Source organism: Roseibium marinum (assembly GCF_002906165.1).
GTDB lineage: Bacteria > Pseudomonadota > Alphaproteobacteria > Rhizobiales > Stappiaceae > Roseibium > Roseibium marinum.
This window is the reverse complement of sequence record NZ_PPCN01000001.1, coordinates 745,030-762,179: the sequence shown is the minus strand read 5'-3', so window position 1 is coordinate 762,179 and position 17,150 is coordinate 745,030. Positions and strand designations below refer to the sequence as shown.

Genomic DNA, 17,150 nt, shown 5'->3' with positions numbered 1-17,150 from the left:
GTCAGGCTTGCCTTTCCTGCATCAGTGGGTCCTGCATCAGTGGGTCCTGCATCAGATGATCGAGCTCGCGGTAATCGGGCAGCGTGCTGTCGATGCTGTAGCCCTCGCGGATGACTTCGCGCGGTCCCGCCGGTCGGGAAAGCAGCTCGTTCCAGTTGCGCGCCTGGAAGAGGATCAGATCGGCGGGGGCCCCCGGGCGCAGCCGCCCGTGCGAGACATTCATGATATCCGCCGGCGTCGTCGTCACCGTGCTGACCCAGTCGGCGACCGGATGATCCAGATGAAGAATTCTGGTGGCCTGGGCATAAACCTCGACAAGATCCAGATCGCCATAGGCATAGAACGGATCGCGGGTGTTGTCGGAGGCGACGGCGACCGGTATGCCGCGCGCGCGCATCTCGTGCAGCAGCGTGACGCCCCGCCTGCGCGGCGTGCGCCCTGCCTGCCGGTCCTGGAGATACATGTTGCACATCGGCAGAGAGACGATGGCGATCCCGGCCCTGGCAAGGAGATCCAGTGTTTTTACGGCCTCTTCCTCGCCATGAACCGACAGCGAACAGCAATGACCGCAAACGATGCGGCCCTCGAAACCCACCCGGATGGCGGTTTCGGCGATATGGCGCAGGGAGTCCGCGGAGGGGTCGAGGGTCTCGTCGACGTGAAAATCGAGATCCAGGCCGCGTTCCATCGCCGCGCGGAAGACCGCTTCCAGATGCCTGTCGAGACCGGGCACCATATAGGTCACGGCGCCCATGACACCGCCGGCGGCAGCGACCCGGCCGGCGATGCCGTCGAGATATGTCCGGCCGTCCTCCATCAGGCGGTCGATGCCGAAGAGGCAGACGCCCTGCAGGTCGATCCGGCCGGCCCATTCACCGCGGATCTCCTCAAAGAGGGGCCAGGAAATCCCGTCCTGCGGCGGCAGACTGTCGAGATGGGTGCGGATCGCGGAGGTGCCGTGCGCATAGGCGGACTTGAGCGCGAATTCGATGCGGGCGCGCAGATCCTCGGCCGACCAGTTGGCGACCCTGTCCTCGCCCACGGCGCGCAAGGCGCTCTGGAAACTTCCGTCCGGATTCGACTTGCGCTGCCAGACATGGCCCTTGTCGAGATGGGTGTGCAGGTCGACAAGGGTCGGCAGGACCAGGCTGCCGTCGAGATCGAACGTGCCGTGCAGTCCCGTCGGTGTTCCGGCGGGCAGGATGCGCACCAGCTTCCCCTTCGAGATTTCCAGATCGGCCGCGACCATGTCTTCCGGTTTCAGGCCGTCATTGCCGGCAATCAGGCAGGCAGGGACCGTCGCGTTTTTCAGATAACCGGATCCGTGAAGCCCGGCCTTGAGGATGTGGCCCATTCAGAGCTCCCGCTTCAGGGCGCTCTCGTGCCACTTTCTCAGGAGCAGATGCGACAGAAGGTTCATGGTGAGGAAGATCAGGATTCCGGTCACGGAGATCATCAGCAGGGCGGCGAACATGCGCGGCATGTTGAGCCGGTAGCTGGCCTCCAGGATCTGGTTGGCGAGGCCGGAGCCGGAGCCCGCCGAGCCCGCCACGAACTCCGCCACGATCGCGCCGATGAGCGACAGGCCGCCGGCGATCTTCAGACCGCCGAGAAAATACGGCATCGCCGCCGGCAGGCGCAGGTAGCGCAGCGTCTGCCAGCGGCTGGCGCCATAGAGCTGGAAGAGATTGCGCAGGTTGTGATCGGCCGAATTGAGCCCCAGAACCGTGTTGGAGAGGATCGGGAAGAAGGCCACGATCCAGGCGCAGATCAGCAGGCTGGCGGAGAGCGAATCCACATAGATCAGGATCAGCGGCGCGATCGCGATGATCGGCGTGACCTGCAGGATGACCGCGAAGGGAAAGAAGGAGATTTCGATCCATTTCGACTGGGTGAACAGCACCGCGAGCCCGAGGCCGCCGGCGGTGGCGATGAAAAGCGCGCCGAAGGTGATCTTCAGCGTGTTGAGAAGCGCGACCGACAGGATCGGCCAGTCGGTGAGCAGTGTCTCGAACACCAGGCCGGGCCTGGGCAGGATATAGTGGGGAATTTCGTTCCAGACGCAGATCCGGTCCCACAGCCAGATCGACAGAACCAGGATGACGAGCGGCACCACCCACCGGCCGACCGACTCGACCCGGGCGGCGCGAACGCGCTTCAGCTCTTCCGCGTCAAGAGGGGCCGCGTCGAGAGGCGCGGCATAGGTGTCTCCGGCCGGAGCGGCTTTGCCGGTCAGCGCGACGGTCATGAATTTCCCCTCTTCCGGAAACCTGCGCGGGTGTGCATCACATGTCGTCTCCCGCATCCATGGCCGCGTGCAGGGCCTGCGACACCTCGCGGCAGAAGCCGCTATAGACGGTGGAGGTGCGGAAGCTCTCGTCGCGCGGATAAGGCGCGTCGATCGCCATGTCATTGACCACCCGTCCGGGCCGGGCCGCCATGACGACGATGCGGTCGGACAGATAGACGGATTCGAACACCGAATGGGTGACGAAGACGACCGTCCAGCCGAAGGTCTCCCAAAGGTGGAGGAGATCGTTGTTCAGCTTGAAGCGGGTGATTTCATCAAGCGCGGCGAAAGGTTCGTCCATGAGCAGCAGTTTCGGCTTGGTCACCAGCGCCCGTGCGATGGAGACACGCATCTTCATGCCGCCAGACAGTTCGCGCGGATAGCTTTTGGAGAACTCCGCCAGCCCGACCATTTCCAGCGCTTCCATGACGCTGTCATGGGCCTGCCGTTGCGAGATGCCCTTGAGGCGCAGCGGCAGCCAGACATTGGCGAACACCGTCGCCCAGGGCATCAGCGTCGGTTCCTGGAAGACGAAGGAGAGTTCGTGCTCCGTGGCGCTCGCCGTTTCCTGGGGCCAGTCCACGCGGCCGGTGCTCGGTCCGGTGAGACCGGTGATGATCCTCAGGGCCGTCGACTTGCCGCAGCCCGACGGCCCGAGCAGGGAGACGAACTCCCCCTGGCGGATATCGAGCGACATGTTGTTGAGCGCCACCGTGCCGTTGGAAAAGGTCTTGGAGATGCCCTTCAGCGATACGATCGCCGGGTTTGGATCAGTCTGCATTTTCGTTTGCGCCATGGCCGTCATTGATTGCGTTTCCGGTATTTTATAGCGTGTCGCGTTTAAGCGGATTCATGGTTTCAGGAAGACGCCCCAGGCAGCGTTTGCATTGCAAATGCGTTCGGGCGATTTCCTGAATTCAATTTAACGCGACACGCTTCAGGTCCCGGCATCAAGTTTCCGGGGAGTGTTTTTCCGGGTTTCAGATTCCGGCCATGGTTGCATGTTTTCCGGCTGCCGCGAAACGGTGCCGATCCTGTTCGCCAGTTAATTACCGGAGAGCTTTTTCTTCAGATCGAGGCCGACGCCGTTGTTCACGAAATCCAGCGTGTAGGATTTGGTGTAATCGATATCGGACTTGACGACGCCGGCCTTGACCATCTTGTCGAAGAAGGACTTCTGGCGTTCGTCGGTCATGGCGCCGATGCCCATGGTCAGCGTGTCGCCGCTGTCGACGATGCCGTATTCCTTGAGCTTTTCGATGGAAAAGGCGAGCTGGCCGTCGGACATGCCCGGGTTGTCCTTCTTGATCAGCTCAAGCGCCTTGGAATTGTCGCCGTAGAGGAAATTGACCCAGCCGATGGTCGAGCCCTCGACGAAGCACTTGACCGCTTCCGGCTTGCTCTCGATCAGATCCGCACGCGTTTCGACGGTTGTGGCATAGGTGTTGTAGCCATAGTCGGCGATCAGGAAGATGTTCGGCGTGAAGCCGCCCTCGGTCTCGACGGCAAAGGGCTCGGAGGTCACGTAGCCCTGCTGGCCGATCTGCTTGTCGGCCAGGAACGGCGCGGAATTGTAGGTGTAGGGGCGGACCTGCTCGTCGGTGAAACCGAATTCGGCCTTCATCCACTGGTAGAAGGAGTTCAGGCCACCCTTGCCGAGCAGCAGCTTGATGCCCTTGAGGCTGTCCCAGGTGTCCAGGCCCTCGCCCGGATGGGTCATCAGAATCTGCGGCTCTTTCTGGAAATGCGCGGCGACGACGACGGTCGGGATGCCCTGCTCGACGGCAGAGAAGGCCTGCAGCATGTTGCCGCCCATCAGGAAGTCGATCTTGCCTGCCGGCAGCAGGATGCGGTTGTTGGCCTGCGGTCCGCCCGGCTTGATTTCAACCTCGAGGCCGCAGGCCTCATAGGTGCCGTCCGCAAGTGCCTGATAATAGCCGCCATGCTCGGCCTGGGCGACCCAGTTCGTACCGAAGGTGACCTTTTCCAGTGCATGCGCACTCGTGGATGCCACAAACGCAAGCGCCGCAATTCCGATTTTCCGTGAAACTGTCATGTATCCGCCTTCCCTTATCTTTTCATACACCGCGCAGGTCAATCCGCCCGCAACGGGCCGAATGCTCTGCCGCTGTGCCTCGATAAGGCCCTGTGAGCGGAACAGGCAATAAAGCGGATCCGGTATTATCCTTCGCCCGCCAGAATTCTCGCCAGCGTCGCCGGACGCCGGTAGCGGAGAGACAATTGCACAGGAGCGGGACCGTGTCAGCATAAAAAATAGACATGCTTGAAATTTTAGCAAAAGCATCCAAAATACGCAGCGGGGGAAATTGCCCAACCGGCAAGCGCAGGATAGGTTTGCGCAAAAGCTCTCAGATATTAGCTGCCTTTCACGACGGGAATATGAAAATTGACACGCGCCCACACGCCCGCCGGCATCCGCCCGCCCTTCGCCCGCTACAGCCACGCCATCGAGGTTCCGCCCGACCACCGGCTGCTGTTCGCCTCCGGCCAGCTCGGCATTGCCGCCGACGACACGGTCCCCGCTGACGCGGAGGGCCAGACGCGGCTGTGTTTCGACAATATCTCCGCCATCCTGGACGAAGCGGGCATGACGCTTGCCGACGTGGTGCGCATCAACGCCTATGTGAGCGACCGCGCCCATCTTCCCGGTTACATGAAGGTGCGCGACAGCTATATTTCCGACCCGCCGCCGGCCTCCACGCTGATGATCGTCTCCGGCTTCGCGCGCGCGGAATTCGTCGTCGAGGTGGAAGTCATCGCCGCCGCGCCATAACACCTGACAGCCCCTGCCCCAAACCGGGCCGAGCCTGGCCGGACCGAATTACCCGAAGGACCATCCGATGCTGCCGACACCCTATTGGCATGAAATGACGACGACCGATTTTCGCGGGACCGACGTGGAGAACTGGATCGCGGTGATGCCGGTCGCGGCGATCGAACAGCATGGTCCGCACCTGCCGGTGTTCACCGACACCGCCATTGCGGAAGGCCAGATCCGCCGCGTCGTGGAGCTGCTGCCGGAAGACCTTCCGGCGACCTTCCTGCCGGTGCAGGCGGTGGGCAAATCCAACGAGCATATCTCCTCGCCCGGCACGCTGACGCTGACCTGGGAGACGGCCATAAAGGCCTGGCTGGAGATCGGCGAGAGCGTTCAGCGCGCCGGCATCCGCAAGCTGGTGATCGTCAATTCCCACGGCGGCAACGTGCCGTTGATCGACATCGTGACGCGCGAATTGCGCGTGCGCCATTCCATGCTGGCCTCCGGCACCGCCTGGGCCCGCTTCGGCCAGCCGGAGGGGGTATTCTCCTCCGAGGAACTCACCTACGGCATCCACGGCGGCGACGTCGAAACCTCGATCATGCTGCATCTCCACCCGGAACTGGTGCGCATGGAGCGCGCCGAGGACTTCCGCTCCAACCAGCACGCCTTCGTGGAAGACTTCACCCACCTGCGCGCCCACGGCCAGCATCAGTTCGGCTGGAAAGCCCAGGACCTCAACCCCGCCGGCGCCATCGGCAACGCCTCCCTGGCCACCGCCGACAAGGGCCGCCAGTCGCTGGACCACGCCGCGCACGGCTTCATCGAGCTGCTGAAGGATGTGGACGGGTTCGACATGGGGAGATTGTGGGCGCAGGAGTAAGGGCTTTCGGGCTCAGGACAGCACGGGAAAAGTCCGCCGCCGGGAGCGTTGCCCCATTCCTCCCGGCAAGCCAGCGCATAAGCGCGCGCTTATGCGCGCCCGAATAAGCGCAAGAACAATGGTTTCGGCGAAAGAGAACCTCCAGATCGAGGTCATCGGGCCGTTTCATGCCGAAGCGCCCGGGAACGCGTCACTCGAACGCGTCACTCAAAGGAGATCGTCATGCGTAAGTTCATTTTTCTCGCCACTCTTCTGTCCGCAACCTCCGCATTCGCCTCGGGCGATGTGCCGGCCGAACTGAAGGTCGGGACCGGCCTCGGCACGAGCCTGCAGCAGGTCACCGAAACCCTCACCAGCCAGGGATACGAGGTCCGCAAGTCCGAAATGGAAGACGGCAAGATCGAGGTTTACTTCGTCAAGGGAACCGCGAAGGGCGAAATCTATGTGGATGCCCAGACCGGCAAGGTCACGAAAGTGGACATGAAGTGAGGTCGCCATGGCTCCGGCTTCCGAAGCTTTCAAAGGGCGCTCCGGCGCCCGCACCTTCGCGGTCTGGGATCCGCTGGTCCGGCTGGTTCACTGGTGCCTCGCACTGGCAATCCTGCTCAACGGCGCCATTCTCGACGGGGACAGCCCGTTGCACGAGATCGTCGGCTACATGGCGTTCGCCCTTGTCGCGACCCGGGTTGTCTGGGGACTGATCGGCACCGGCCCGGCCCGTTTCGCGGCGTTTCCCCCCAACCCGGCGGCGGCGCTCCGCCATCTGCGGCTGATGGTCTGCGGCAAGGGGCCCGTTCACCTGTCGCACAATCCGCTCGGCGCGCTGATGGCCTATAACATCTGGGCAACCGTCCTCGTCCTCGTGGCGACCGGCTACCTGATGGGCACGCTGCGTTTTTTCGGATCAAAATGGCTGGAGGAAGCCCACGAGATGGCGTTCAACTGGCTGCTCGTGAGCGTGGCGCTTCACATTTGCGGCGTGGCGTTCGATAGTTGGCGGACGCGCGTCGCGCTCGTCCCGGCGATGATCACGGGGCGCAAGACAGTGCCCGGGGACCGATCCGTTCAATGACCAGCCTCAATTTCCCGAAAAACGCCAATGAGCGGCGGGCCTTCACGCTCGCCGCCATCATTCTTCTGCAGGCGTTATGCGCCTTCTTTTTTGTCGGCGATGTCTTTGTCGACATGACCGAGGGAGGGCATCTCGACGACATCCACATGGCCCTGGAGGCCCTGGCGGCCCTGGCGCTGATCTGCGGGGTCATCTACCTGATGCTGGAGCTGAGACAGCTTCTCAGGAGGTTTTCCTCGATGGCGACGGGCCTGCGCGCGGCCAGGGGAGAAATGACGCAGCTCATCGACAGTTTCTTCGACAGCTGGGATCTCACCCCGTCGGAGCGCGACGTCGCCCTTCTGGTCCTCAAAGGCTTCGACAACGAGGACATCGCCCGCCTGCGCGGCACCGCCGCCGGCACGGTCCGCGCGCAAACGGCGAAGATCTATTCAAAGGCAAACGTCGAAGGCCGCTCCCATCTCTTCAGCATCTTCATGGAAGAACTGTTCTCGGATCATCTGGGGGAAGGCGGGAAAATGGCGAAGGCGGGCGGGAATGTCTAGCGGGGTGCCGTTGCCGGAAATGCCGGGCGAGGGGTGGGCCCGCAAAGGTGGGAGACGGATGCCAGCCGCGTTGCCAGAGACGGTATCAATTGGTTCGTTTAGCCGGGGGGGCAAGGAGGCGGAAACGGGAATGGGACGCCCTTGCCTTTCCGGGCTTGCATAGCAGCAATTTCACGAACCACCGCCCTCACCACGCCCCTTGAGCGCCGGAAAGCCTTCATACCACGCACCGTGATCGCCCGCGTGGTTGTCGAAGCCCGGTTTTGTCAGCAGGCCAACCGGCGCGGCGTAGCTGTCGATGCGGCGCTCGGGAGCCTCGCGCCAGTTGACGTTGACCGCCCAGAGCTTGGGGAAGAACCAGAGCGAATTATACGGCAGATGATCATGGATCCACCACGCCAGCCGCCGCCAGTCGCCTTCCTCGCTGTGACGGTCCCAGACCCAGGGAACGGCAATGCAGGCGGTCGCCCCCAGACGGCCCTCGCCGTCGCGGTAGTCCCAGATGTGATGAGCATGATTGGCCTCGTTGCGGGCGCAATTGAGGTCGTTCTCGTTGCCGAATCCGTTGACCTCCGGCGAGCGGTAGGCGGAGCGGATGGCGACATGCCCGAAGGCGGCCCGCAGCGGCTCCAACAGCTCTTCGCACAGCTTCGTGCCCGCCTCGATGGCGACATCGGGATGATGCGGAATGTTGGGGATGCCATAAAAATTCGAGATTTCCGAATAGAGAAAATCCCGCATGAAGAAGTTTTCGGACAGGCGCACCCGGCCGAGGTTTTCAAGGGAATTCATGGATCCGGGTTGGCGCATGGGGGCTCCTTTTAAAAAGATCTTGAAACATCAATTCCGGTGCCGGTTCCCCGAAAAGGACTTTCCAAACGGCCCTCAGACCGACGACGCAATTTGGGCCTCACCGAAGTCATCCCGGCCAAGCGCAGCGCGAGCCGGGACCGGAGAGCCACAAGCCGCAGCCCTTGAAAACTGTCTATCGACAGACCTCGGCCCACCGATCCCGGATCTTCGCTGCGCTGCGTCCGGGACGACGCACTGGAGACCTGTCAAAAAATTGAGGACCGGCAATAACAATCCTCTTTCCCCTCCCCCGGTCCTGCCATGGCCCAACCATGGCATCCATGCCGTTGCGGGTCAAAAATCTCAGGCCTGACTTGGAGCACCGGCACGGCATGGATCACCGGGTTAGGCCCGGTGATGACCCCGGTGTGGGGCAGTTTCATCGCGCCTATCCAACGTTTCGCGCGCACCGGAACCCCGCGCCTTCAAAGGCCATCGAACCAACCTTTGTTGATCGTCACCGCCTCGATCATTTCAGTCTTCATACCAAGATCGTATCGCTTGAGCAGATCGCAAAGGCGGTCGCCGTCGATCAGGTCGATGGTTCCGTCTCGGTTGCCCGGATCGTTGCTGGGCTATGTAGAACCGCTTTACCTCGGACAGACCTTTGATCTCAATCACCCACTTTAAGGCTTCTGAATGGCTGCTGACGACGATTGAAGCCGGTAAACAAATCGGCGGGTCTGCATCTATTCCGGCTCTTCACTTGAGCGGCATAGCAGTGCGATCAACCGAGCAATGCCAATTCTTTGAAGCCAAGCTCCAATCGTCATCCCAAATTCCAAGTTGGGATGCGCCATGTCGAGGACCTGATCCAATCGCGCCCGGAAAAAATCCCGCTGTCCTGTCTCAACCGGGTCATTAAGCTTCATGGCCGACACGCCCCCCTTTAAACACATCATCAAAGGGCATGAATCACGACCAAAACGCCGTGTAAAATCGCAAGGAAATCGACGTAATCAGGCTAAAATCTTGCAAAACAACAACCGAAAACAGCGCTAAAGAGGAACAAAATCAGTGGCTTGCGGATTCTTCACGGGCGCCGGGTCTTGCTCGCGGATCGGGCAAGATGCTTGGCGTATAATCAGGTTTGTTTTCCGTAAATGAATTTAAATTTTTCACCACCTATGTACGCAGCACCATTCCCGCTTTTATAGTTCTTTTCGATATTGAACCAGAAAGTTCCTTCGTTGCCATCTGTGCATTTAAAGTCACCTTTGCCGTATCCACTTGCTAAGTCATTGACGGAGTCAAATCTACCGTTACATTTTCGGTTTTTGTTGCTCTCAATATTAAATTTGCCGGCTTGAAACCCGAGTGCGCTACCTTTGAAAATTTCAGTTCCACTGGCGTTGGTTCCTGTGATTTCATATTGGTTCTTGCAGCCAGAAAGGGCAAACGAAGTGACTAAAACCAATACAAGAAATCTCATTGTCATTTATCCTTATTTTTGAATCTAAACGGCATCCTTTTATAGTATTTTCACTGTGAGTGGAATCTTTAGCTGACATCCCCAGAAGTGCTCTCATTATGAAGTTTGATTTGCATATTGTTCTCCGTACGCCCCTTCATATTCCCACAATGCGCCGATCAATCCGGCCAAGCGCTGCCAGTCTGTAATCGCTGCGTGATGGACAACTGTCGGCGTTGTTAGTGCTTCACGCAGACCGAATGCCCGGTCATTGTCCGCACGTGCTGTCGCGATTGCGTAGCGGAAAACCTGACCAATTGCCGCCCACAGTCGGCGAACGATCTCATAATTTCCTTGCGATTCCACTTTGCGCAAAGACACCAGAATTTCAGCAGCAGTAATGTTAGTGATCGGCCTATGCCCTAGATCGGGCCTTGCCAAGTCCAGCAGCCAACGCTTTTTGTGAGAGTTGTTTCCGCCAGCTCGTCCCTAGTCACCTTTGCCAAAAGTTCGTCTGCGACAACATTAAACGTGTTTCCACTAGGGTACGGACCCAGTGCGGGCGATTTCTGCTTGCGTCCAAATCTGTATGCCAAACGCCAAAGCTGCGTACCTGTTGGCTTGATCAGGAGATACAGCCCCACCCCGTCACTGATCTTCTTTTCTTTCTCTCACTGCTTCAGGCGGCGAATTGAGCATCGGATAGAGGCAAATGTTGGTCTCGCTCCGTCCTAAGACCAACTCATCGCAGGTCAAAATGGGCTTCAGATCGACAATAGTACCAACACACCCCACCGGACAACACCGGACACCACAAACAAAAAAAGCCCCGGCGAACCGGAGCTTTTTTGAGTGTTTCGGACTTTGGCAGTCCGTCCGAAACCGGAATTTGGTGCCCAGGAGAGGACTCGAACCTCCACGCCCTTTCGAGCACTAGCACCTGAAGCTAGCGCGTCTACCAATTCCGCCACCTGGGCTGTGAGGGGGGCTTGTAAGGGGGAGGTTACGGGTTGTCAATCATGGAATGCTACTTTTTGCGCTCATTGCTCCCAAGGTCATGGCCGGCCCTTCACACACCGGCTGCAAAGGGCTAAGAGACTGGTGAGAGCCGGGCGAACGCCCGGGGCAGGACAGTTCATTTTCGGCGCGACAGAAGGCATTTCACGATGTCCACTTCCCTTAACGGCAAACTCGTCACGGTTTTCGGCGGCTCGGGCTTTCTCGGCCGCCATATCGTCCAGGCACTGGCCAGGCGCGGCTACCGGGTGCGGGTGGCCGTGCGGCGGCCGGATCTGGCGACGCACCTGCAGCCGCTCGGCATGCCGGGGCAGATCATGGCGGTGCAGGCGAACCTGCGCTACCGCTGGTCCGTCGACCGGGCGGTTCTGGGCGCGGACGCCGTCGTCAACGCGGTCGGCATTCTGGCGCCTTCCGGCAAACAGACCTTCGACGCGGTGCAGGCCTTCGGCCCGCGCGCCATCGCCGAGGCGGCCCGCGCGGCGGGTCTTGCCGGCATCACGCATATCTCCGCCATCGGCGCGGACGCGGAGAGTTCCTCCGCCTATGCCCGCTCCAAGGCGGCGGGCGAGGCCGGCGTGCTGGAGACCCTGCCCGGCAGCGTCATCCTGCGGCCGTCGATCGTCTTCGGACCGGAAGACGAGTTCTTCAACAAATTCGCCGGCATGGCGCGCTTTTCGCCGGTGCTGCCGCTGATCGGCGGCGGCGAGACGAAGTTCCAGCCGGTCTATGTGTGCGATGTCGCCGAAGCGGCGGCGCGTGCCGTCGACGGCGATCTGGCCGCCGGCGCGGTCTATGAGCTCGGCGGGCCCGAGATCAAGAGCTTCCGCGAGTGCCTGGAAGAAACGCTCGAGGTCACCCGCCGCACGCGCACGCTGCTGCCGATCCCCTTCCCCGTAGCCTCGGCCATGGGCAAGGTCTTGCAGATGTTCCCGATGGCGCCGTTCACCGCCGACCAGGTGGAGCTGCTGAAGACCGACAATGTCGTCTCTTCGGCGGCAAAGGCGGACGGCCGCACCCTGGACGGCCTCGGCATCGCCCAGGCGACGCTCGCCGCCGTGCTGCCGACCTATCTGGAACGCTACCGCGAACACGGCCAGTACGACGCGCACCGCCCGGCTTGAAGCGGTCTGCTCGCGGCCGCCTGCCGGTGGTCGCCCCACCTTCCATTGCCACCTCCTCGGTGTCATTCCCGACTTGATCGGGGATCCATTGGTTTCCAGAGCCTATGCTTTTTTGGAAAAGCGCGCGGATAGGCCCTGCACCTTACGAGGTTTTTCCTTTGCGGAAGCGTGGATCGGGTCCCCGATCAGGTCGGGGATGACGCTGAAAGTGAGGCGAGGCGGTGCCACCTCCTTCCGCTGTCCCGGACTTGATCCGGGACCCGCGCAGCGTTTCGGGTGCGGCCGGGGTTTGAGACCCGGATACCGCTGCGCGGTGTACCCCCTTCCCTAACCCTTCCCCACAAGGGGGAAGGGAATCAGGCCGCGGCGGTTGTGGGGCAGTATTGCCTCGCCAACCCACCTCCCGGTGGTCATCCCCGACCTGATCGGGGATCCATTGCTTTCCAGAGCCTATGCTTTTTTGGAAAAGCGCGCGGAAAGGCCCTGCGCCTTGCGGGGGGTCTCGTTTGCGGAAGCGTGGATCGGGTCCCCGATCAAGTCGGGGATGACGCTGAGTGTGAGACGATGCGGTGCCACCTCCTTCCGCTGTCCCGGACTTGATCCGGGACCCGCGCGGTGCTTGGGGTGCGGCCGGGGGTTTGAGACCCGGATACCGCTGCGCGGGTTACCCCCTTCCCTAACCCTTCCCTGGCCCTTCCCCACAAGGGGGAAGGGAATCAGGCTACGGCGGGCGGCAGCGCCTCCCGCAACCACCTCCGGGAGTCATCCCCGACCTGATCGGGGATCCATTGGTTTCCAGAGCCGATGCTTTTTTGGAAAAGCACGCGGATTGGCCCTGCGCCTTGCGGGGGGTCTCGTTTGCGGAAGCGTGGATTGGATCCCCGATCAAGTCGGGGATGACGCTGAGTGTGAGGCGGGGCGGTGCCACCTCCTTCCGCTGTCCCGGACTTGATCCGGGACCCGTGCAATGCTTGGGGTGAGGCCGGGGGTTCGAGACCCGGATACCGCTAGCGCGGGTTACCCCCTTCCCTGGCCCTTCCCCACAAGGGGGAAGGGGATCAGGCCGCGGCGGGCGCCTCCCGCAACCACCTCCGGGAGTCATCCCCGACCTGATCGGGGATCCATTGGTTTCCAGAGCCTATGCTTTTTTGGAAAAGCACGCGGATAGGCCCTGCGCCTTGCGGGGGGTCTCGTTTGTGGAAGCGTGGATTGGGTCCCCGATCAAGTCGGGGATGACGCTGAGTGTGAGGCGGGGCGGTGCCACCTCCTTCCGCTGTCCCGGACTTGATCCGGGACCCGCGCGGTGCTTGGGGTGAGGCCGGGGGTTTGAGACTCGGGCCGGATACCGCTGCGCGGTGTACCCCCTTCCCTGACCCTTCCCTGGCCCTTCCCCACAAGGGGGAAGGGGATCAGGCCGCGGCGGGTGGCAGTGCTTCGAGGAAATTCAGGGCTGGCAATTCGGTCCGTTTTGGGATGGGATGACATCGGTTCTTTTGCCGAGGGGCGCCGATGTCATTTGCCGCGAAATTCACTCTGCTGTTTGTGGTGTTTGTCGACATGCTGGGCCAGGGGCTGGTGTTTCCGATCCTCAACGGGCTGATCATGGACACCGGTTCGCCGATGCTGGCGCGCGATACGTCGGAGGCGGCGCGGCATTTCGACTACGGGCTGATCATCGGCGTGTTCTTCCTGTGCTGGTTTTTCGGCGCGCCCTATGTCTCCAAGCTCTCCGACGTGATCGGCCGCAGGAACGCCATCCTGATCTGCCTCTTCGGGGCGCTCGGCGGTTATGCGCTGTCCATCTTGGCGCTCTACCTGAACAGCTTCGCGCTGCTCATCGTGGGGCGGGCGATCACCGGGCTGACCGCCGGCAACCAGCCGATCGCCCAGGCCGCGATGATCGACGCCAGCAGCGACGACGAAGACCGCAACCGCAACATGGGCTACATCATCACCGGCATCAGCTTCGGGCTGGTCGGCGGGCCGATCATCGGCGGCTTTCTGTCGGATCCCGCTTTCGCGGGCAGTATCGCCAGCGTGAAGCTGCCGTTCCTTGCGTGTTTCGCGCTCGTGGGAGTGGCCATAATCCTGGTGCTCGCAGCCTTCCGCGACAAACACGACAGGCAGGCGGACCGGCCGCCCTTCGTCTTCCGTCCGGCGGAAATCGTCGAGCTGTTGTGGCAGATCAGGAAGTATCCGAAGGTGATGCGGCTGACGGCGGTGTTCGTGCTGTTTCAGTTCGCCAACATGTCGTTCTACATCTTCGTCGACAATTATCTCAGCAGCCGCTTCGGCTATGGCACGCTGGGTGGCTCGATGGTGATGCTGACAATCGGCGTGGCGCTGGCCTTTTCCAGCACCTTCCTGGTGGTGCCGGCGCAAAAGCGCTTCAGCAAGGAGGCGATCCTGACGGTGACCTTTGTGGTGTGGGCCGTCTCCGCCGCCGCCTTCCTGGCATCGCCCGTGGCGATCCTCACCTTCATTCCGGTGTTCTGCTTCTATTTCGTCTTCGGCATCGCCTATCCGACCTTTCTCGGGCTGTATTCGGCGTCCGTCGACGATAGCGAACAGGGCTGGGTGATGGGCGTGGCCATCGCCGTCTTCACCCTGGATGCGGGCGTGGTGTCACTGCTCGGCGGCGACCTGATCGGCCTGGACCTCGACCTGCCCTTCTACGGCGTCATCGCGGTCTCGATCGCGGCGCTCGCCGTGATGTTCCTGGCCTGGAACAAGCCGGACATCAAGGCGCTGACGCGCAGGTCCGGCGGCTGACGGATCAGCCGCCGGCAAGTCCGTCATTTGTGCCAGTAGTCGGCTCCGAGCCGGTCGTGATGCAGCTCGCGGTAGCCGAACTCCGTGCGGACCAGGCCGATGTCCTTCAGGTCGTCCGCCGTCAGATGAGACAAAGCCCTGGCAGTCGCCCTGCGGCGGAAATAGCGCCGCAGTTCGGAGGCCAATACACCAAGGGCGGACACCAGAAGGCCAGACACCAAAAGACTGCGGCTGCGCGCGCGGCGGTGGAATACAGTATCGATCTCAACGCTCATCTCACTTCTCCCGGAGCATTCCGGCGCGGGCCGGAGGCTCTCACATTTTCAAACCGGCCAACTCCGCAACCTTCATGGAGGATCGATGAAAGCAGGGCGGGACGGTAGTTACCCGATTTCTTCTTTCGATCTTCGGGGACAAAAAGAGAATGACAGGCCAATCCTGACAGCAGGGAGTCAGGTTTGATCTCGTTATGTTCGCGGGATATGCTTTTTTTCGAGATTCTCTCCCATGGGGCCATCCGATGAACCCGATTGAACGCGCGCTCGGCATCCTGCTGCTGTTGACAGGCGGCAAACTCATACCGGCGACGGTGCTGGCGGAGCGCTTCCAGGTGTCGCTCAGGACGATCTACCGCGATATCGACCGGCTGATCGCCCTCGGCGTTCCTGTTGACGCGGAACGGGGCGCGGAAGGCGGCTACCGGCTGGCCAGCGGCTACCTGCAGCCGCCCGTCGCCCTGACCCGCAACGAGACCGCGGCGCTGCTGGCCGCCATGGCCATGGTGCGCGCCAGCCGGATGGTGCCGCTGGCGGCGGACCTCGCCTCGGCGGAACAGAAGCTGCTCGCCTCGCTGCCGAAAGGCGTCCACGGGCTGTTCAAGGATGCGGAACGGATTGTCGGCATCGAGCCGATCCCGCCGGACATCTTCCATTCCGGCACCAAGGCGGAGCCGAGCGGGGACTGGCAAAAGGCGCTGGACGGTTTCATGGCCGGCATCCTGGACGGCAAGCGCGTGCGGTTCGAGCATGTGAACCCCTCCCGCAAGACCGTGAAGGCCCATGACGTCGAACCGCGCGGCGTCATGTTCGACCGGGATCACTGGTATCTTGCCGGACGCTGCGTGGACACGGATCTTGTCAAGGTCTACCGGGCCGACCGGGTGCGCGGCCTTGAAATCAGCGGGCTTTTCTTCCGGCCCGACAAGGACTTTTCCATCCAGAGCCTGCTCGGCGGGACGTGGCTCTCACGCGCGATGCGCCGCTGGGAACAGCAAGAGGAGATCGCCAAGATCCTGATCACCTCCCGCCAGGCCCAGAAGCTGAGCACCGACTGGTATTACCGCCACGCGGTGTTCACCCCGGCGGAGGAGGGCAAGGTGCTGATCAGCATTCCGTCGACGGAACCGGCGCGTATCCTGCCGCTGGTCCGCTGGCTCGGCCCGGGCGCCGAACTCATCGGGCCGGACGGCCTGCGGCGGGAACTGGCGCAGGAATTGGCGGAGCTGACGGCGCTCTATGGCGCCGGGCCGCCGCTGGAACGCTCAGCCTAGAAAATAAAGTCCGGCAAATCCGGCAAGGCCGACAAAGATCCGCCACCAGGCGAAGGGCGCAAAGCCGTGCCTGGAGACGAAGTCCAGCAGGCCCTTGACCACAAAGACGGCGGAAATGAACGACGCGACGAAGCCGATGGTGATGATCACCGCGTCGTCCATCGAAAGCACGTTGCGGTTCTTGTAAAGATCGTAGGCGAAGGCCCCGGCCATGGTGGGCATGGCCAGGAAGAACGAGAACTCCGCAGCCGAGCGCTTGTCGGTTCCCATCAGGAGGGCACCGGCGATGGTCGCGCCGGAGCGGGAGACGCCCGGCACCATGGCGAGACACTGGAAGAAGCCGATCGTCAGGCACAGCGACAGCGGGTAGTCCATGACGTTTGTATAGCGCGGCTTGAGGGGCAGCCGGTCGATCCACAGCAGAATGACGCCGCCGATCAGCAGCGTGGAGCAGATCAGCGCCGGGCTCTCGAACAGGACTTCCTTGATGAAGCTGTGCAGCATCACGCCGATCACGGCCGCCGGCAGAAAGGCGATCAGGATACCGGCGACGAAGCGGCGGCTGGTGGGATCGCTGGGCAGGGTGATGAACAGGTTCCAGAGCCGGGCGAAATAAACCGACAGGATCGCCAGAATGGCGCCGAGTTGGATCAGCACCTCGAAGGTCTTGCCGGTGCTCTCGAAGCCGAGAAAATGTCCGAGGAGAAGTATGTGGCCGGTGGAAGATACCGGAATGAACTCTGTCAGTCCTTCGACAATCCCCAGAATAAGAGCGTGTACAATCGTCTGACCGTCCATTGCCTGTCGTTTCTCCAAAACGGCTTGATAGAATCCGCGACGCGAATCCGGATGCCGC

Annotated in this window: 19 protein-coding genes and 1 tRNA gene; 9 read left to right on the top strand and 11 right to left on the bottom strand. The window is 61.7% G+C overall.

Annotated elements, in window-relative coordinates; genetic code table 11:
* Position 1 precedes the first annotated feature (1 nt).
* From CLV41_RS03580 to CLV41_RS03565, 4 genes are all read right to left on the bottom strand, one after another.
* Positions 2 to 1,354: a cytosine deaminase gene (locus tag CLV41_RS03580; protein ID WP_103220866.1), complete on the bottom strand. Its 1,353-nt coding sequence runs from the start codon at positions 1,352 to 1,354 to the stop codon at positions 2 to 4.
* Positions 1,355 to 2,248 (bottom strand): ABC transporter permease, encoded by an 894-nt coding sequence (locus CLV41_RS03575; RefSeq protein WP_103220865.1) that lies wholly within the window; start codon positions 2,246 to 2,248, stop codon positions 1,355 to 1,357.
* A gap of 37 nt (positions 2,249 to 2,285) precedes the next feature.
* On the bottom strand, positions 2,286 to 3,071 hold the full coding sequence (locus CLV41_RS03570) for an ABC transporter ATP-binding protein (RefSeq protein WP_235867045.1): 786 nt from the start codon (positions 3,069 to 3,071) through the stop codon (positions 2,286 to 2,288).
* 264 nt (positions 3,072 to 3,335) lie between these two features.
* Entirely contained in the window at positions 3,336 to 4,346 is a 1,011-nt protein-coding gene (locus tag CLV41_RS03565; RefSeq protein ID WP_103220863.1) for an ABC transporter substrate-binding protein, read from the bottom strand.
* Positions 4,347 to 4,697: 351 nt separating this feature from the next.
* Here CLV41_RS03565 and CLV41_RS03560 point away from each other — a divergent pair, with 351 nt between their 5' ends.
* The 5 genes from CLV41_RS03560 (at position 4,698) to CLV41_RS03540 (ending at position 7,569) form a co-directional block, all read left to right on the top strand.
* Positions 4,698 to 5,084: a RidA family protein gene (locus CLV41_RS03560; protein WP_103220862.1), complete on the top strand. Its 387-nt coding sequence runs from the start codon at positions 4,698 to 4,700 to the stop codon at positions 5,082 to 5,084.
* A gap of 67 nt (positions 5,085 to 5,151) precedes the next feature.
* A complete protein-coding gene (locus tag CLV41_RS03555) occupies positions 5,152 to 5,952 on the top strand; it encodes a creatininase family protein (protein WP_103220861.1) in 801 nt (266 codons plus the stop codon).
* Between the two features lie 222 nt (positions 5,953 to 6,174).
* Positions 6,175 to 6,441 (top strand): PepSY domain-containing protein, encoded by a 267-nt coding sequence (locus CLV41_RS03550; protein WP_103220860.1) that lies wholly within the window; start codon positions 6,175 to 6,177, stop codon positions 6,439 to 6,441.
* A 7-nt stretch (positions 6,442 to 6,448) separates the two neighbouring features.
* Complete coding sequence (locus CLV41_RS03545; RefSeq protein WP_103220859.1) at positions 6,449 to 7,024, top strand: cytochrome b/b6 domain-containing protein; 576 nt, start codon at positions 6,449 to 6,451, stop codon at positions 7,022 to 7,024.
* Positions 7,021 to 7,569, top strand: coding sequence for a helix-turn-helix transcriptional regulator (locus CLV41_RS03540; RefSeq protein WP_103220858.1), 549 nt, complete (start codon positions 7,021 to 7,023; stop codon positions 7,567 to 7,569). The genes CLV41_RS03545 and CLV41_RS03540 overlap by 4 nt, the downstream gene beginning before the upstream one ends.
* A gap of 171 nt (positions 7,570 to 7,740) precedes the next feature.
* Here CLV41_RS03540 and CLV41_RS03535 read toward each other — a convergent pair whose 3' ends face one another.
* Positions 7,741 to 8,379 (bottom strand): hypothetical protein, encoded by a 639-nt coding sequence (locus CLV41_RS03535; protein WP_103220857.1) that lies wholly within the window; start codon positions 8,377 to 8,379, stop codon positions 7,741 to 7,743.
* Between the two features lie 314 nt (positions 8,380 to 8,693).
* On the opposite strand from CLV41_RS03535, the gene CLV41_RS27430 reads away from it, so the two are divergent.
* The gene (locus tag CLV41_RS27430; protein WP_146048491.1) at positions 8,694 to 9,032 is read left to right on the top strand and encodes a hypothetical protein; all 339 of its coding nucleotides are present in this window, start codon (positions 8,694 to 8,696) and stop codon (positions 9,030 to 9,032) included.
* A 473-nt stretch (positions 9,033 to 9,505) separates the two neighbouring features.
* On the opposite strand, the gene CLV41_RS03530 is transcribed toward CLV41_RS27430, so the two are convergent.
* The 4 genes from CLV41_RS03530 to CLV41_RS03525 all read right to left on the bottom strand — a co-directional run bounded on the left by CLV41_RS03530 (position 9,506) and on the right by CLV41_RS03525 (position 10,809).
* A complete protein-coding gene (locus CLV41_RS03530; RefSeq protein ID WP_146048490.1) occupies positions 9,506 to 9,853 on the bottom strand; it encodes a hypothetical protein in 348 nt (115 codons plus the stop codon).
* A gap of 96 nt (positions 9,854 to 9,949) precedes the next feature.
* Positions 9,950 to 10,273 carry a phage integrase central domain-containing protein gene (locus CLV41_RS27425; RefSeq protein WP_146048489.1) on the bottom strand — a complete coding sequence of 108 codons (324 nt, stop codon included), beginning with the start codon at positions 10,271 to 10,273 and terminating at the stop codon, positions 9,950 to 9,952.
* Positions 10,255 to 10,476 (bottom strand): Arm DNA-binding domain-containing protein, encoded by a 222-nt coding sequence (locus CLV41_RS28325; RefSeq protein ID WP_328590030.1) that lies wholly within the window; start codon positions 10,474 to 10,476, stop codon positions 10,255 to 10,257. The genes CLV41_RS27425 and CLV41_RS28325 overlap by 19 nt, the downstream gene beginning before the upstream one ends.
* Before the next feature lie 246 nt (positions 10,477 to 10,722).
* A tRNA-Leu gene (locus tag CLV41_RS03525) sits at positions 10,723 to 10,809 on the bottom strand.
* A gap of 189 nt (positions 10,810 to 10,998) precedes the next feature.
* On the opposite strand from CLV41_RS03525, the gene CLV41_RS03520 reads away from it, so the two are divergent.
* Entirely contained in the window at positions 10,999 to 11,973 is a 975-nt protein-coding gene (locus tag CLV41_RS03520; protein ID WP_103220855.1) for a complex I NDUFA9 subunit family protein, read from the top strand.
* A 1,509-nt stretch (positions 11,974 to 13,482) separates the two neighbouring features.
* On the top strand, positions 13,483 to 14,745 hold the full coding sequence (locus CLV41_RS03515; RefSeq protein ID WP_103220854.1) for an MFS transporter: 1,263 nt from the start codon (positions 13,483 to 13,485) through the stop codon (positions 14,743 to 14,745).
* Positions 14,746 to 14,768: 23 nt separating this feature from the next.
* Here CLV41_RS03515 and CLV41_RS03510 read toward each other — a convergent pair whose 3' ends face one another.
* On the bottom strand, positions 14,769 to 15,020 hold the full coding sequence (locus CLV41_RS03510; protein WP_103220853.1) for a DUF1127 domain-containing protein: 252 nt from the start codon (positions 15,018 to 15,020) through the stop codon (positions 14,769 to 14,771).
* A 245-nt stretch (positions 15,021 to 15,265) separates the two neighbouring features.
* On the opposite strand from CLV41_RS03510, the gene CLV41_RS03505 reads away from it, so the two are divergent.
* Positions 15,266 to 16,294, top strand: a complete 1,029-nt coding sequence (locus CLV41_RS03505) for a helix-turn-helix transcriptional regulator (protein ID WP_103220852.1) — start codon at positions 15,266 to 15,268, stop codon at positions 16,292 to 16,294.
* On the opposite strand, the gene CLV41_RS03500 is transcribed toward CLV41_RS03505, so the two are convergent.
* Positions 16,286 to 17,092 carry an undecaprenyl-diphosphate phosphatase gene (locus tag CLV41_RS03500; protein WP_103220851.1) on the bottom strand — a complete coding sequence of 269 codons (807 nt, stop codon included), beginning with the start codon at positions 17,090 to 17,092 and terminating at the stop codon, positions 16,286 to 16,288. The genes CLV41_RS03505 and CLV41_RS03500 overlap by 9 nt on opposite strands.
* Between the last annotated feature and the right edge of the window lie 58 nt (positions 17,093 to 17,150).